The organism is uncultured Nostoc sp. (assembly GCF_964245575.1).
Taxonomy (GTDB): Bacteria; Cyanobacteriota; Cyanobacteriia; order Cyanobacteriales; family Nostocaceae; genus Nostoc.
On record NZ_CAXTNP010000009.1, the window covers coordinates 43,758 to 60,955 of the forward strand.

4 protein-coding genes and 1 pseudogene are annotated in these 17,198 nt (G+C 40.1%); all 5 read right to left on the reverse strand.

Annotated features, from left to right (window positions below):
- Window positions 1-16: 16 nt before the first annotated feature.
- Entirely contained in the window at window positions 17-2,557 is a 2,541-nt protein-coding gene (locus ACFFAP_RS02630) for a condensation domain-containing protein (RefSeq protein ID WP_375509763.1), read from the reverse strand.
- Between the two features lie 75 nt (window positions 2,558-2,632).
- Window positions 2,633-5,620, reverse strand: a complete 2,988-nt coding sequence (locus ACFFAP_RS02635) for an SDR family NAD(P)-dependent oxidoreductase (protein ID WP_375509767.1) — start codon at window positions 5,618-5,620, stop codon at window positions 2,633-2,635.
- Window positions 5,621-5,782: 162 nt separating this feature from the next.
- Window positions 5,783-8,434 (reverse strand): annotated as a pseudogene (locus ACFFAP_RS02640) (type I polyketide synthase); the annotation flags it as partial.
- A 4-nt stretch (window positions 8,435-8,438) separates the two neighbouring features.
- On the reverse strand, window positions 8,439-15,056 hold the full coding sequence (locus ACFFAP_RS02645; RefSeq protein ID WP_375509764.1) for an amino acid adenylation domain-containing protein: 6,618 nt from the start codon (window positions 15,054-15,056) through the stop codon (window positions 8,439-8,441).
- A gap of 703 nt (window positions 15,057-15,759) precedes the next feature.
- The gene (locus ACFFAP_RS02650) at window positions 15,760-16,515 is read right to left on the reverse strand and encodes a DUF3102 domain-containing protein (RefSeq protein ID WP_375509765.1); all 756 of its coding nucleotides are present in this window, start codon (window positions 16,513-16,515) and stop codon (window positions 15,760-15,762) included.
- Window positions 16,516-17,198 lie beyond the last annotated feature (683 nt).

A 17,198-nucleotide genomic window follows, 5' to 3' on the forward strand; every position in this document is an offset into this window, starting at 1 on the left:
CTTCTTTCTTCCCTATTTAGTGTGCGATATCTTTGCTTCGAGCCATTTCTCCCATTGCTACTACAACTTTACGTTGCCCGATATAGGGATAACGTCCATGTGCAGCCAGTATATTATCTAGCATCAGAATGTCTCCTTGATGCCAAGGAAAGCTAATCTTCGACTGCTGATAAACTTCATTAATTTCTGCAATAACTGAGTCTTCTATAGGAGTCCCATCACCGTAATACACATTACGTGGTAACTTTTGCTCTCCGAATAAAGATAATAGAGATTCTCGAACTTCTGTATCTAAATATGCTATGTGGTGTAACTGTATTTGATTAAAAAATACTTTATCACCAGTTTGAGGATGGACTGCGATCGCTGGACGAATTTGGCGGGTTATTAAACTTTGGTTATCATACCATTCAAAATCAATTTTTGCTTGTTTACAGTAATTTTCTACGACAAATTTATCATTGGTCTGAAAGAAGTCTTGCCAACTGACATCTAAAACATCAGTGTAATTGCGAACATACATTAATTGTTTTTCAGCTAATCTTTTTCGCAACTTAGGATTGATGATTTTATAGGCTTTTCGACAGTCTACAATTGGTGTTTCTCCACCTTGCTGGGCTGGTTGTATGCAGAAAAACAAAATTTTTAGAGGAAAACGATCCAAGTGAGAACTTTCATTATGGAATAGGATAGCTGTATCTGCTGGATAAGGAGTAGAACCATAAATTTTACCGCCTTCTCCAGCACGAGGCAAGTCACCATAATCACCAAATAAGTCTGGACAAATTGCTTGGGCTACACTTTCAAATTCCGAGCTTGAATTTACATTGAAACCTCGCAAGAGAATGGCTCCATGTTTGAATAATTTTCTTTCTATAAATTCTCGGTTAGCTTTAGCCCAAAACACTAAATCAATCTCTTCAGCAGGCTGAATGACTAGAGGAAATGTTTGCCCCACTTGGAGATAATCGGTCTTAATTAATTTTTCTTGTGATAGGATAACAGGCTGAGAAGCAACACTGAGAAATTTTTCCCGATTAAACGCTTTGCGCTCTTGCTTGTGTATAGCTTGTTGTTTTTTTTGAGTTTCAGTGAGCATTTCTAAATTGCCAATCCGCGTATCAGGTCGGCATATAATACTGTTAAGTAGCTTCTGAAAATGATCTGTCAGGCTAGTGATGGCGATCGCATCGAAAATATCTGCATTGTACTGCCACCTGCCCAAGATTCCCTGCTCTGTTTTGGTGAGAAACAGTGCTAAATCAAACCTTGCTATTTTGTTTTCAGCTTCTAAAAAGCTTAATGTCAGTCCGGGCAATTCTAAAGCTGGTAGGGGTGTATTCTGAAGGACAAACAATACTTGAAATAGTGGCGAACTATTGCTCAAATTTCGCTCAGGTTGCAAAGCCTTCACTAATTGATCGAAAGGTAAATCCTGATGAGCATAAGCTCCCAATGCTACTTGGCGTACTCGTTTGAGCAACTCCCGGAAAGTGGGGTTTCCACTTAGGTCAGTGCGTAAGACAAGCAAATTAACAAAAAAACCAATTAATGCTTCTATTTCAGCCCGGTTACGGTTGGCAACATCAGTGCCCACAACGATGTCATCCTGATTTATATAACGTTGTAGCAATACTTGAAAACCTGCCAGCAGGGTGATGAACAAAGTGACACCCTCTTGACGTGAAAGTGCTTGCAGTGCTTTTGATAGGTTTGGAGGAATTACGAAGGATGAAGTAGCACCCCGATTGGTTTTAACTTCTGCTCTTGGACGAGTTGTAGGCAATTGCAGTACAGGGAGGTTGTTCCCCAGCTGTTTCTTCCAGTATGCAAGTTGGGCGTGCAGTACCTCACCTTGCATCCACTGAAGCTGCCAAACTGCAAAGTCTGCATACTGAATTGGCAGTTCAGGAAGTGGGGAGGCTTTTCCAGTGGAGAAGGCTTCGTACAATGCTGCCAACTCTTGAACCAACAAACCAATTGACCAACCATCTGAGACAATATGGTGGATTGTAAATAATAATATATGCTCTTGTTCACCGACGCGCAAGAGGGTACATCTAAGTAACGGGCCTTGGATGAGGTCAAAGGTGCGTTGAGATTCTTCTACAATTAATCGTTGTACGTCAGAATTCCGTTGTCCTTCTGGCAAATTACACACATTTTCTACTGTGATTGTGACATTCGCTGTAGGAATAGGATGAATGACTTGAACTGGTTGATCCTCCACCATTTCAAAAGTAGTACGTAAAGCTTCATGGCGTCGCACAATCTCGTTGAAACTTTGCTCCAAAGCTACCACATCAAGTACACCTATCAGCTGTATAATTCCTTGTTCATTATAAGAAGTATTGCCAGGATCAATTTGATGGAGAAACCACAGGCGTTGTTGGGCAAACGATAGGGGAGCAGGACTTGTTTGAGAACGTCTTGGAATAACTTCTAGTTGAGAGTAAGAGTTAACTTCACCCCGCAGTCGCTTTTCAAAAAGCTCTTGCTGTAGGGGTGAAAGTTTTAACCGTCGTTTCAAAATTTCATCTTTTGAAATTTTCATCATCAATATCTTGAACTCAAAGACTTTTGCTATCTAGTTTGACAATTGCACATCAGGGGTTAAATGCATTTCTTAAGTCTAATTAATTTTCCTTTCAGAGAATTGTTCTAATTCTAACTCTTCTAGGATCATTTCTTCAATAACCAAAGCCAACTCAGCTATATCTAGTTCATCGAAAAAGTGTTTATGAGACACTTCTATATTAAAGGTTTTACGTAGTCGAGAAATCACAATAGTAGCAACTAAAGAGTCTCCTCCCAAATCAAAAAAATTATCGTGAATTCCTACCTTTTCAATACTAAATATTTCCTGCCAGATGTCAGTTATAATCCGCTCAATTTCGGTACGTGGAGCAACATAAGCATTTATTAGATTAGGGCGAGGGTGAGTTGATTTATTTCGCTTAACCTTAGTAAATTCTTCTTCTAAAGTATTAAGAGTATCTTTTAGGTTAATCAAATTTCGATTAATCAGGTCATTAAAATCGCTTTTCGATACAACTACCTGAGGTATTGTGCTACAAAACAGAATACGTCTAAAAGCCTCCATGCCTTCTTCAAGGGTTAATGGTGATTCTTCAAGTGTTAATTCTGACACCCTATTTAAGTTTGTTTTGGTTATCCATTCTGGAGTGTTCCATCTATTCCAATTGATGGATCTAATAAACCTGTTATTTTTAGAGGCACTGTAGTAAGCAAACGCATCAATGAAAGCACATTCAGCAGTATATTCTACTAGCCCGATTCCACCTACAACTGAAGCTTGTGATGAAGTCAGTACAAAGAAATCCAACTCGGAATCTTTGAAGAGATAATCGAGTATTATTGTTCCTATTACTTTCGGCGCAAGAAAAATTCTTCCTGTTTCTAGTGTTTTTTGGGCAAAGAATTCTTGTTGACTTTCTACAGCATTATGGATTACCCCGTTAATCTGACCAAATCGATTCTTCGCGTGAGTAATTGCTGCTTCGATTTGTTCTCGATTGGTAACGTCAGCTTTAACTACTAGAACTTCCGCACCCAAAGCCTCAAGTTCTTGCAATTTAAGAATCTTACGGCTTACGCTATCTTGCTCACCATAATCTGATAACCATTGTGACCACTCATCTCGGTTAGGAAAAGCTGAACGTCCTATCAGTATGAGTTTTGCTTGTACAGTCTTCGCTAGATATTCTGCATTAAAAAGACCAACTCCTCCTAATCCACCCGTTATCAAATACACTCCCCTTTCTCTGAACTGCGGTTTTGCTTCGACCGTTCCATCCAAGCTGACAGGTTCAAAGGTTTGCACCCAGCGATAATTTCCACGGTACGCTACAACACGGTCAGATGATTGAATCGTGAATTCCGCCAGTAACCGATCTATAAGTTTTTCTTGTTGCCAATTTTCTGTTTCAGGAATAACAATATCAATGGTACGACAGATGATATTCGGGTACTCTTGCTGAATGACCTTACACGGTCCTAATACGAAAGCCTTTCCTGGGTCTAGCACCTCTAAGCCTGTCACTTCTTGCAAATTGTTTGACACGATTCCAATTTCCACAGGACTTGTGATATTTTGCTGCTCTGCAAGTGCTTGTGCTAGAAATACCAGACTGTAGAAGCTGAGAGTTTCACATCTTTCAAGGGACTCAATTGTTAATTGTGTGCCACTGTTCAATGTAAGACTCCACAAATGTAAAATCCTGTTTGGAGTCAACTCCAGTGCACCAAGTTCTTTTATCAAGGCGTAGTAATCATCTCGTCGTCGAGGGTTGATGGTATATACGCGTTGATTAGATGCTATTTCGCTACTAAATTGCTCTCCTATTCTGACGATAATTGCATTGTTACCCTCAAGGGTAAGTCGTTGCACGATTTTCTCACCCAAGCCGCACTCATCAATAAATATTAACCAACACCCTGCCTGAGTTGTTTGAAGCTTTGAGCTAAACGGCTGAGGCGGCATTAAGCGTTTCCAAGATGGAATATAAAACCAGTCGGAGATGTCTAGTTTTTCGTGTAATGAAACTTGAGGTTTGTTTTCAGCATCTATTTGCTCAAAGGTGACAGTAAATGCTGAAGCTGCGGGTAATGCTGTTGACGCAGAAGCTTGAGCTACGAAAACATATTGTCCAAAAGCATCAATTTCAGAAAAAGCTGCCACCTCAACAAACCCATGATTACGTAGAGCATCCTGCCATTGTTCTTTTGATAAAAAAGGATTACCTCTACTTCGTTGTTCATCCTCTAAGGGATTCATCAACAGACCGTCAATCATGTCAAAGTCTAATTGAGGTTGCGTTATTTCTTGGATTAATAACAGACCTTCAGGAGCCAATAAAGAGCGTACATGCTCAAGAGTTTCTTTTATGTTCTGAGTAACATGCAGCACATTTACGGCTACTATTACATCGAAGCTGTGGCTCTTGTACCCTTGCTCAGATGGAGGCTGCTCAATGTTTAGTAAACGATATTCAACAAATGGATAGGCGCTAAATTTCTTTTGAGCTTCTGTTAATAAAAAACTGCCTACATCAGTAAAGGTGTAATTGGTTTGCTTGGATGGCAATATAGGTAGCAGTTCTGCTGTAGTAATACCAGTTCCACCCCCGATTTCTAAGATTCTTAGGTTCACCTCGGATGGCAATGACTTTATTACTACCTCCAGACTCGCTTGGATAATGGCGTTATAGTAGATATCCTCAGGCAAGTTTTGTCGAGAAATTTCTTCTTCCTTGGCTAACGTAGCAGCATACAACTCTAATGGTTCTTTTTTACCAATAAGTACGTCTGCCAGACTTTCACCAGAGTTCTGGACGAGTTCTATCTTTTGAGGTGTATCAGCCCATCTAATTCTAAATTCTTTTACTAAACTATCAATAGAGTCTGTTGAGAATGGCAAAAGGTTTGTAAAGAGTTCCCCATCTTGCTTTAAGTGACCTCGCTCTACCAAGACATCCAGCCAGCGACACAACAATTGTCGGTAGCGAGGAATAACCTGACATTGCTCAACTAACTCCTCAAGAGAATACTTCTGTAATGGATTGCTAAAGGCACCTAAACGCCTTAAAGCAAGATTCATGTAGGCGGTACATAAATGTTCCAAGCACTGTTTGTTTGCTAAATAAGTGTGATTGTCGAATTCAGAAATTCGCTCACTCGTTTGGAACTGACCAACTTCTACCAGAGATTTCCAAATTTCTAGTGCCGTTGGTTTTCGTTGGAGGTGTCTTTTTGTTAAAGGTGAAAGTTTTTCGGGTTCAATCCAGTAACGCTGCCGCTCAAAGGGATATGTTGGCAAGGGAAGACGATGACGGTACTCATTGATGTAAAATTTTGACCAATCTATCTGTATTCCATACAACCAGAGTTTACCTAATGTGTTCAATAAGAATGTAACATCCGACTGTTTTTCTTGAGGATGCTGTAATGAGGATAGTGTTGGGGAATCTAAATGTTTTTTAGTAAAGGTACACAAAGTATGTCCTGGCCCCACCTCTAGTAGAATGTAATTTGGCCCTTGCGACAATGTAGAAATGCCTGCCGCAAACTGCACTGTTTGCCGTAAATGTTTTGCCCAGTAATTAGGATCTGTGGCCTGCTCTGCTGTTATCCAGGTTCCTGTGACATTGGAGATAAAGGGAATTTTTGGGGGATGTAATTTGACTTTACTGATTTCTTTCTGAAATGGCTCCAAGATGGGTTTCATCATCTCTGAATGAAAAGCGTGGGAGGTATGCAGACGGCGACATATACCTTGGAGCTTGTTTTGAAATACCTCTATGGCATCATGGTTTCCCGAAACCACACACAAGCCTGGTGCATTAGAAGCAGCCAGGGATAATTTTTCATCAAGTAAAGCTTTAACTTCTTCCTCTGGCAGTGGTACAGAGAGCATACTACCAGATGGTAGTTGTTGCATCAGTCGTCCACGCGCTGCCACTAGCGCCAAAGCATCTTCAAGTGACATTACACCAGCAAGGCAAGCTGCTACATATTCCCCAATGCTATGACCAATCATTGCACCTGGAGAAATTCCCCATGACATCCACAACTGAGCCAGAGCATATTCAATTACAAATAGTGCTGGCTGAGTAATGTCAGTTTGTTGCAGTTTTTGTGCTGCGGCTTCTGACTCAGACTCGCCTGGATATATGAGCGATCGCAGATCCAATCCTATATGAGGTTGGAGCAATTGACAGCATAAATCCACTTGTTCCTGAAAAATTGGCTCAGTCTGGTAAAGTTCTTTACCCATGTCCACATATTGAGCGCCCTGTCCAGGAAACATAAACGCGATGGGGCAATCGCCTGCTTCGTCGAGTAAGTAAGTGAAAACTCTTTGAGGATCTTGCACCTGCAAAGCACTGGTTGCATCTTCGATATCTTCACACACTAATACGCGACGATGATTGAATTCCCTGCGTCCTACTTGCAATGTATGCGTCACATCTGCCAGAGTAATATCACTGTGTTGCTTGAGGTATTGAACCAGATTTTCTGTGGCAGTTTCCAAAGCTGAGTCTGTTTGGGCAGAAAGTACTAATAACTGCCAAGTACGAGAAGGGCTAGACTCTGGAAGAGTTGGGGCTTCTTCTAGAATCGCGTGAGTGTTAGTTCCACCTATACCCAAAGAACTAACACCAGCACGGCGAGGAGTATGAGTAGTTTTCCATTCTCTCAGCTTAGTGTTGACGTAAAAAGGACTATTGGCAAAATCAATCTCAGGATTGGGTTTTTCAAAATTTAAGCTGGGGGGTATTTGTTTATGTCTGAGAGCCAAAACAGTTTTGATTAAACTTGTAACCCCAGCAGCTGCATCTAGATGACCAATGTTTGTTTTAACTGAACCGATCGCACAGAAGCCTTTTTTATCGGTACTTTCACTAAACACGCTTGTTAAAGCAGAAATTTCAATGGGATCGCCTAAGACAGTTCCTGTACCGTGAGCTTCTACATAGCTAATTGTTTCAGGTTCCAACCCAGCCAAAGCAAGTGCTTCTGCAATCACATCTGCTTGTCCATTTACACTAGGTGCTGTATAACCAATTTTACCAGAACCATCATTATTGATCGCACTACCTTTAATTACAGCATAGATATTATCACCATCAGCGATCGCCTCAGATAACCGCTTCAAAACTACAATCCCCAGTCCATTTCCAAGAATTGTTCCTTTGGCTTTGGCATCAAAGGCACGACAGTGTCCATCAGGTGATAAAATACCCCCTTCTTCATACAAATACCCGGTTTTTTGGGGAATATGAATAGATACTCCACCTGCTAAAGCCATATCGCATTGGTAATTTAATAGACTTTGACAAGCTAAAGAAATAGCTACTAAGGAAGTAGAACAAGCGGTTTGTACCGTTAGACTTGGGCCTGTGAGATTTAATTTATAGGAAACGCGAGTCGCTAGGAAATCTTTATCGTTACCAATTCCCTTTTGGAAAATGCTACCCAATCCAGCGCGGTCGCTATTTAAATCCAATGATAAATAATTATTTGAACTAGAACCAGCGTAAACTCCAATCCGACTTTCGCAACGTTGGGAGTCATAGCCAGCATTTTCTAATGCTTTCCATGCATTTTCTAAAAATAAACGATGCTGTGGGTCTGTGATTTCTGCTTCTCTAGGGTTAAAGCCGAAAAAGGAAGCATCAAATAAATCTATATTTTTTAATACAGCAAGGCTTTTGACATAATTAGGATCACTAAGTAATTCTGGAGCAATTCCAGAGGCAATTAATTCTTCATCTGTGAAAGTAGATATTGATTCTACTCCAGAACGTAAATTTTCCCAAAACTCTTCAATATTATTAGCACCGGGAAAGCGTCCTGACATACCAATAATGGCTATACCTTCCAAAAAATTAGATGTTTCAGAACTACTCATGGATCTACTTTCCTTGTTGGCGTAATTTCTTTTGTCTATTGATAGATGCTTTATGTTTTTCTGATCTGTCAACTATTTTTGCAAATTTCTGGGTTTTTATCTGCGTTTGACTGAGATGTTTTGCCAACAACCTGATAGTTGGGTATTGAAATAATTCTACTATTGATAAGTCTCGATTTAACTTTTCTCGCAACTGAGAATGCACTTGACCCACTAACAGCGAATGACCTCCCAAATCAAAGAAGTTATCATGAATGCCTACCTTCTCGACACCCAAGACATCTTGCCAAATAGTCACGATAATTTGCTCTACCTCAGTTGCCGGTGGTGTATAGAGAGTATTGCTAACTGTGGAAATATCTGCTGCAGGTAAGGCACGACGGTTCACTTTGCCGTTGGGTAAAAAAGGAAGAGCATCCAAAAGCATGAAATTTGCAGGTACCATGTATTCTGGCAGCTTTGCGCTCAGAAAATCACGCAGTTGTGGTACTAACTCCAAGGCAAATTTTGCCTGTAAGGGATTGTTCGTATAATCTCGCCAAGGGCGATGTTTTGCATTATGAGTAGTTACAACTTGCGTTTTTTTACTTGTTGGCTCTCGCTTGAATATCACATCGTAATTACCATTATCTCCACCGCTTGAACAAGTAATATCGATGGAGTAGGGCAAATCTTTGCTTAATACCCAAAAATCTTCCGGCTCAATTCCTTGTTGGTCGAAGTTTTTTTCTATAAATTGCCTCATATCTCCTACAGTTGCAGCACCTCCAGGAGAAGTTAACCACTGCAAAATCCGGATATCTTCTGAAATTCGAGCATTCGGGACATGAGCGATACCTAAAACATTAGGTGTAGTTTCTATAAGTATTTGGCGGATAGATGTTATTGTTAACTCTTGCTTTTCCCAGTCTAACCAAGGCACCTCCAAAAAAGGAACCTCATCTCCTATATGGAGAATCACATCGTAGCGGAATTTATTGAGTTCATTGTGATGATAACCACGTTCAAGAAGAATTTCTACATGGCTAATCTTAGATAAATGTTGTTTTAAAGCTGTGAAAAAGGCTGGGTCAATAACCAGCTGTTTCTCCTCAAATAATTGTTTACGTGCACGCTGTTGTAATTCTTCTTTGGAGAGAAAATCAGGTGCACGATGGAATTGTACAGATGTATGGAATGCTTCTAATAGAGGCAGACTACGAACATCTCCTAGTAAGATAAAACCTCCTGGTACTACTGCATTAACTGCGTTTTCTAAAACTTGCAGTAAATAGTCAACACCAGGAAAGTACTGTATTACAGAAACTATTACAACAGCATCAAAGCTGTTAGCTGCTACACCCTCAAAGTTATTTGCTCCTCTGTGAATGAGGGTAACTCCTGATGGTTCCTGTTCTAGCATTGTCATCTGATGCTTCAGATTCAGCAAAGCTTTTTCTGAGACGTCTGTTGCACAGTATTGCTGACAATAAGGAGCTATCCGAAAAAACATCAGACCGCTGCCACAACCTATATCCAATACCTTGGTTGGTTGTAAAGACAGAATGCGCTCAACTGTTGAGTCTACCCAATCACGCACTTCTGCTTCTGGTATTGACTGTCCTGTGTAACTACTATTCCATCCTTTGATATCGAATTTTAACGCTTGTTTCTCAGCAGTATCTCGGTAAAGGTCGTCAAACACACCTTCCCACTGCAACAGCTGCTTACTGCTTAATTTCTTTCCTGAGATTAATTTTGCCGTAGTTTCTGGTTCAGGATTTTGTACTACATAAGCAAATAAGCGTTTGTTACCATGGTCATCTTCTTGAGCAACAACCACAGCTTTCTCAACAGCTGGGTGTTGGCTTAATATTGCCTCAATTTCTCCCAACTCAATCCGAAAACCTCGGATTTTTACTTGATAGTCTGTCCGACCTAGAAATTCAATGTTCCCATCTTCTAAATACCTTGCTAAGTCTCCGGTTTTGTATAAACGTGCGCCGGACTCATCGCTAAATGGATGAGGAATAAATTTTTCAGCGGTCGATTCAGAACGATTAAAGTAACCTCTAGCTAATCCAGACCCACCAATGTAAACTTCGCCAACAACTCCTATCGACACAGGCTGTAGATATGGATCTAGTAGATATATTTGAGTATTGACGAAAGGACGACCAATTGGTACTTGTTGCTCAAGCTGTAAATTGGCTGTAGTAGTTTCAAAATATGAGCTATCAATGGTGGCTTCGCTGACACCATAGGAGTTAATTAATCTGGTTGCATGACCACAAAAACGCTTGACTTTTTCATATCCACTAACATACCAGTTATCAGAACCGACAACTAGCGATCGCATAAAGTCAAGAGATTGTTGAGTTTCTTCCAAATACTGAAGTAAGTTCATCAGCACAGCTGGCACAAACTCGGCACAGTTTACTCGTTGAGAACACATCAATGCATAAAGTCGATCTGGCTGCAATAGAAATTCCCGTGGACAAAGTACTAGTTTGCCACCGGAGCATAAAGCCCGAACTAAATCCCCAGTAAAAACATCAAAGGAAAAACTTGCCATTTGCAAATGACTTGTGGCTACAGAGCAAAGCGAGTATACATCCTCCCAAGCAAGATACGCATTCACTAAACTGCCGTGAGTAACCATAACTCCCTTAGGAATGCCAGTAGAACCTGAAGTGTAGATTGCGTATGCTAGGTTTTGAGGAGTTGTTTGATTGAGTAGATTTTCGTTGCTCTGCTGGCAAATAGTCTCCCAATTGGAGTCTAGACAAACAACCTTGGCTTGGTGTTCTGGGAGATTTTTCACTAACCACTTCTGCGTTACTAAAACTGACACCTGCATATTTTTCAACATCAATGCCAGCCGCTCATGGGAGTAGATAGGATCTAGTGGCACATAAGCTCCTCCCGCTTTCAGGACACCCAAGACTGCTACTACCATTTCTAGTGAGCGTTCCATGTAGATGCCAACAATAACTTCTGGTCCTACACCCAGTGCTTGTAAGTGATGCGCTAGTTGATTAGCACGTTGATTCAACTCCCAATATCTCAATTGCTTCTGAGCAAATACTACTGCAACCTCATCCGGTGTTTGCTCTACCTGTACTTCAAACAGCTGATGGATACACTGCCCAATTTTAGATTTTAGATTTTGGATTTTGGATTGATTTTGATTAAATTCTACAAGCAGTTGATGCTGCTCTTTTTTTGTCAATAGTGACAAGTCCGAAAGCTTAGTTTGAGGATTCGCCACAATTCCTGAGAGCAAGTTTTGAAAATGTTCCAACATTCGGGCAATGGTGGTGGCATCGAACAGGTCAGTGTTGTATTCAAATGACACTATTAGCCCCTGTCTAACCTCCACAGATAGGCTCAAATCAAACTGTGCCGTTTCATTTTCTACTTTTAATTGACTGATAACTAAATCGGGCATTTCTGGTAGAGGTGGAGCATTCCGGAAGTCGAACATCACCTGAAATAGAGGGGTGTGACTGACATTTCGTTCTGGATTCAATGCCTCCACTAGTTGATCAAAGGTTAAATCCTGGTGTTTATATGCTTCTAGAGCCATGTTTCGCACACGAGCAAGTAACTGTTGAAATGTGGGGTTGCCAGAAAGCTTAGTACGTAAAACCAAAGTGTTGACGAAAAAGCCAATTAGCCCTTTTAATTTGTCATTGTTACGGTTAGCAATTGGTGAGCCGACTGGAATATCGTCTTGTCCTGTATAACGGTAGAGGAAAGTCTGGAATGCCGCTAGTAGCAACATGAATAGAGTTACGCCTTCTTGACGAGCGATCGCCTTGAGTTGGTCTAACAGACTTTTGGGTAACTCAACAGATTGATGAAAGCCGTGTGAAGATTGTACAGCGGGTCTTGGTCGATCTGTTGGTAATTGTAAAACAGTTGGTACATCTGCAAGTTGTTGCTTCCAATAACAGAGTTGACTTTGCAGAATTTCCCCTTGTAGCCATTGCCACTGCCAGTTTGCAAAGTCTTTGTATTGGACAGAGATTTCTGGTAGAGGTGAAGAACTTCTGGTTAAGAATGCTTTATACAGTAATGCAATCTCTTGCAAAAATACCTCAGTAGACCACCCATCAGAGATGATATGGTGCATCTCCAGCAAAAAAATATGCTCTTGCTGTGCTAGGCGTAAAAGTTTAGCACGTAATAATGGCCCCTGCGTTAGGTCAAAAGGTTGTTGACTTTCTTGAGTCAAGAATTGTTGGACTGCGGCATCGCCCTGTGATTGGATATTTTTTTGATAATCTATTACTGATAAAGATAATTTTAGGGAAGAAGCAATAATTTGCGCCGGCTGTTCGTTGACTGTTGTAAATGTGGTTCTGAGAGTTTCATGTCGCCGGATAATTTCATTCAGACTTTGTTCTAGTAAAGTAATGTCAAGCTGACCTTTGAGATTCACAGCTAAGGAAATATTATAAGCTGGGTTTCCTGGTTCCAATCGGTTAAGGAACCATAGGCGTTGCTGGGCAAAAGAGAGAGGATAAACTTCGGCTAGCTGGATTTGACTAAGAGATTCTGAGGGGGTGAAAGCCTCTGCTATGATTTGAGCGAGTATCTTGGTGGAGAGCGATCGCAAACTCGATCCTTCAAAAAAGTCAGCTACGGATATGCTAACTTCCAGATCAGATTCAAATCGGTTTTTTAACTCGAAAACTTTTAGAGAATCGAGTCCCAAGGAGGTTAATGGCTGTTGAGAGTTAATTTCATCCGGTAGGATTGCAAACGCTCGCACTATCTGTTCTTGAAGATAAGACTCTAACAACAATTGAGATTCTTTGGGAGCGATCGCTAACAGAGCTTCGCGCTGCAACCTATTGTTGTTTCCATCTATATCAATATCAATACTTTTCTGAATACTGTTACCAACGATTTTCAGTTGAGCTGCGAGAAAATTGGCTTTTGTTGCACGGCGTTGAATTTTACCGCTCGAAGTTTTTGGAAGACTACCTGGTTTAATTAGAATCACTGCATAGACTTGTACTTCGTGTTCTTCGGCAATTGCCTGCCGAATTGCTGCAATGACTTCCTCAACATTCGGTTTAGCGCGAAACTCTAACTCTTGAACTACAACCAGTCGTTCTTCATTGCCAACCTCGACCGAGAAGGCTGCACCACTACCTGAACGTAATGATGAATGACTACGTTCTGTAGTTAACTCTATATCTTGTGGGTAGAGGTTGCGACCTCGGATAATAATTAAGTCTTTGGCTCGACCTGTGATGAAGAGTTGTTGATTGTGCAAAAAGCCCAAATCACCAGTACGTAGAAATGGACCTTCCTGTGTGTCTTTGAGGTAAGCGTGGAATGTTTGCTCTGTCTGTTGAGGATGATTCCAATAACCCTGACCAATACTAGGTCCTGATCCCCAGATTTCTCCTACTTCATTAGCTTGACAACGAGTTAATGTTTCGGGATTGACGATTGTAATCTGTTGTAAAGGTACGACTTGACCACAACTGACAAAAGTCTGGGTATATTCACTCTCAGTATTAGCTTCTATTACCTGGTTGTTTGAGAGAGCAGATTTTTCTATAGTTATGACATCAGGTAAAGCTTTTTTGACTCCACCAGAAACTATTAAAGTTGCTTCTGCCATCCCATAACAGGGGTAAAATGCTTCAGGACGAAAGCCACACTCAGCAAAGGCTGCGGCAAATCGCTCTAAAGTATCTTGCCGGACTGGTTCAGCACCGTTAAAAGCCACACTCCAACTACTTAAATCAAGGGCTTGTTTTTGTTGTTGGGTAATCCTTTGAATACACAGATCATAAGCAAAGTTGGGGCCACCGCTCGTGGTGCCTTTGTAGCGAGAAATTGCTTGCAACCAACGGTATGGACTTTGCAAAAAAGATGCTGGAGACATGAAGACGCAAGGAAAACCACCATACAAGGGTTGCAAAATTCCACCAATCAGTCCCATGTCATGATATACAGGAAGCCAAGAAACAAACTGGCTCTGTGGTGAATGTTGCATCAACTGGTAAGTCACGGCGGCATTGTGTAGCAGATTCCCATGACTGAGCATGACTCCCTTTGGTGACCCTGTTGAACCTGACGTGTATTGCAGTAGGGCTAAGGTATCTGCATTGATTACAGGTTGTTGCCAAGAATCTTCTATACCTTGTGTCAAGTTGTCGGTTGTCAGCCAGTGTAAATTTCCCAGGTTGGTTTTTTGTAAAAATATTGATTGTAATGTGGGGAGTATTACTGTTGTTGTGAGAGCAACGCTTGCTTGTGTATCTGTGCTAATAGCCTGTATTCTGGGTATTTTGCGTTGATTTTGAGGCGGATAAGCTGGAACTGCTACTACCCCAGCGTAGAGACAACCAAAAAAAGCACTTAAGTAATCCAATCCAGGAGGATAGAGCAATATGGCGCGTTTACCACTTAAACCAAGGGCTTGGAGTTGAGATGCAATCGCTCTAGAACGCCGATCCAACTCTTTGTAAGTCAGTGTCGCAGAAGCGGTTTCTCCATCTTCTAGGAAGATAAAAACCTGTTTGTCCGGTTGTGTGAAGCTTCTGTAAAAAAGAACATCAACAATCGTCTTACAGTTCTGAAAAGATGCTTTTTGTCTGTTGAAAATTTGAGTCATTTTCTACCTCAGGCATTAAGTGTTGCATAGTTGTGAGATGAATTAGGCTGCTAAGAGTACAAATCCATAATGTAGGTAGTGCAGTAATAGTCGAATTGATAGCTTAAGTATTTATTCTGATTGTATAATAGCAAAGAGTTTTTTGATGAAAATGTGCTAGAAAATATATAACCCTTGTATTTCTCCTTCTACATCAAAGCCTGAAACGAGCAACCAAACTGAAATCTTTAATTGAAGAAATCTTTATTAAAGTATTTAGCCGATTTCTTCACTATTTTTATTACATTAGTGTATGTCTTGGGTATTTGTTAGGCAAAGCTTAATAAATATTTATTAATAACTTCAATAGGAATCAAGTCAGAGCGACTTTATCCATTTTCTAGTAACGCGATCACTAACGCTAAAACCCATGTAGGGCGTTAGTTTTACTTTTTCGATTTCACCGTGAATTCAGTGACATAGAATGAGTTTGACTTTTCATTACTTATTTATACAAGTTGCTTGAGTATCAAACAAATTATTGCAATATCTAGCGTTTCCTAGTTGTAGCAATACTGAGTAAACCAGCTTTGCATATCTTGCTAACTCGAAATCGCAATGACTCAACCGACATTTTAGGAAAAATATGCAGCTTTAAATTTGGGACTGCATATTTTTCAAGGGCTTTCATTCAAACTGTCTCTTTTGTAAATAAAGAGACTATTCATTCTTCAAATTTTTGAGGTTGAAGTGAGATTCTAAGAAGTACTTCAATGCCAGTAGCATTCGATTCTTTCACTTCAGTTACCTTTCCAAACCATTTATGGTTACGTTGCTCAAAGTCAGTCACACAAACAAGATGACCAATTTCAAATGACGATTCAATTTCTATGTCTGCTGAATCTTTGGGTAAATAATCATCAGTGTTATACGAAGCAGTGCTCTGGGCCTCCACAGTCTGTACTGCTAAAGTTGACTCAGCAGGAATGCTACTAGTTGATTCACAAACTTTTAAGTTAGTTGATTCTTTATATTGACTGATAATTGCCTTAACTTTAGAATGAGTCATGATTTCTCCTTGTGCAGCGCGTTCTATAACTTCTTGACGAGCTATTTGAGTAGTGGATGGAGATGCAACAGCATAAAGAGCTGAAGCATCTATAGACAAATCGGTAAAATTTACCGATTTGAACTGGCTAGCTACCTTCATAAACTTTCGAGCAGCCGACTCGCTCCAATCAAACTCATATTTTAACCATGTCTCAAAATGCCCATGACCCAATTGTTCTTTAACCTCGAGTAACTTGTGCCCGATATTAATAATATCCTGGGCTGTTCGCCTCATCAGACTCTTGATTTCTTTGGTATGTTGCTGAACTACGATTTGGGTCTTACTATTAAGAATCGAGTAGTCAAATTTTTGTTTCTGTTCGGTAGATAGTTGCTTTGTTGAGCCTGATATCGCTTTACTTAAAACCATGAGCAATTAGCCTCCTCTGAAATGTTATTCCAGTAGTAATCCCAATATTGCAAGGAATTCAAGCCGCAAACTATTGTTGCTTTTGAAAAATATACCTCTATATTTCAAGCAAACTTTTACTTTTATCTAAGTTCGACTTTATCTATTTTTTAGCAATGCTTAAGCTGACGTTGAAACCTTGATGGGACAGTAGTTTTACTTTTTCGATGTTAGTGAATCAGTGACATCGAAAAATTTTTTGCTAAAAAACTAGGGTTTTTACTCTATAAAGAGAACCAAGTTCTTAATTTGGATAAAGTCGAGCTAAACAAATGTTTGAAAAGTTTAAGAAGGTATAATTTGTTATTTTGAGTGGAGCAAATCTGTATATGGTAGACGAACTTTTATTTTTATCTAATCATATAGATAGAAAAGTTTTCAAAAAATTTTTAAACATCTTCACAATCGTAAATTAGACAGGGCGTTTTCTAATTTAACCTAATTTTTCGTCAAGACCCTTATCCAGCAGAGGTTTCATAAGTTCCGTGCGTTCGCCCTGGTAAATTAGAGTAATCAAAAACTGACACTGAGGTATCAGTTATTTTGTCAAATAGGGCAAACGTATCTAAAGTATAAAAATTCTTAATAGCAAAGTTTAAACATTTTATACTTTAGGCTATTTTTTCATTAATATCCTTATACAG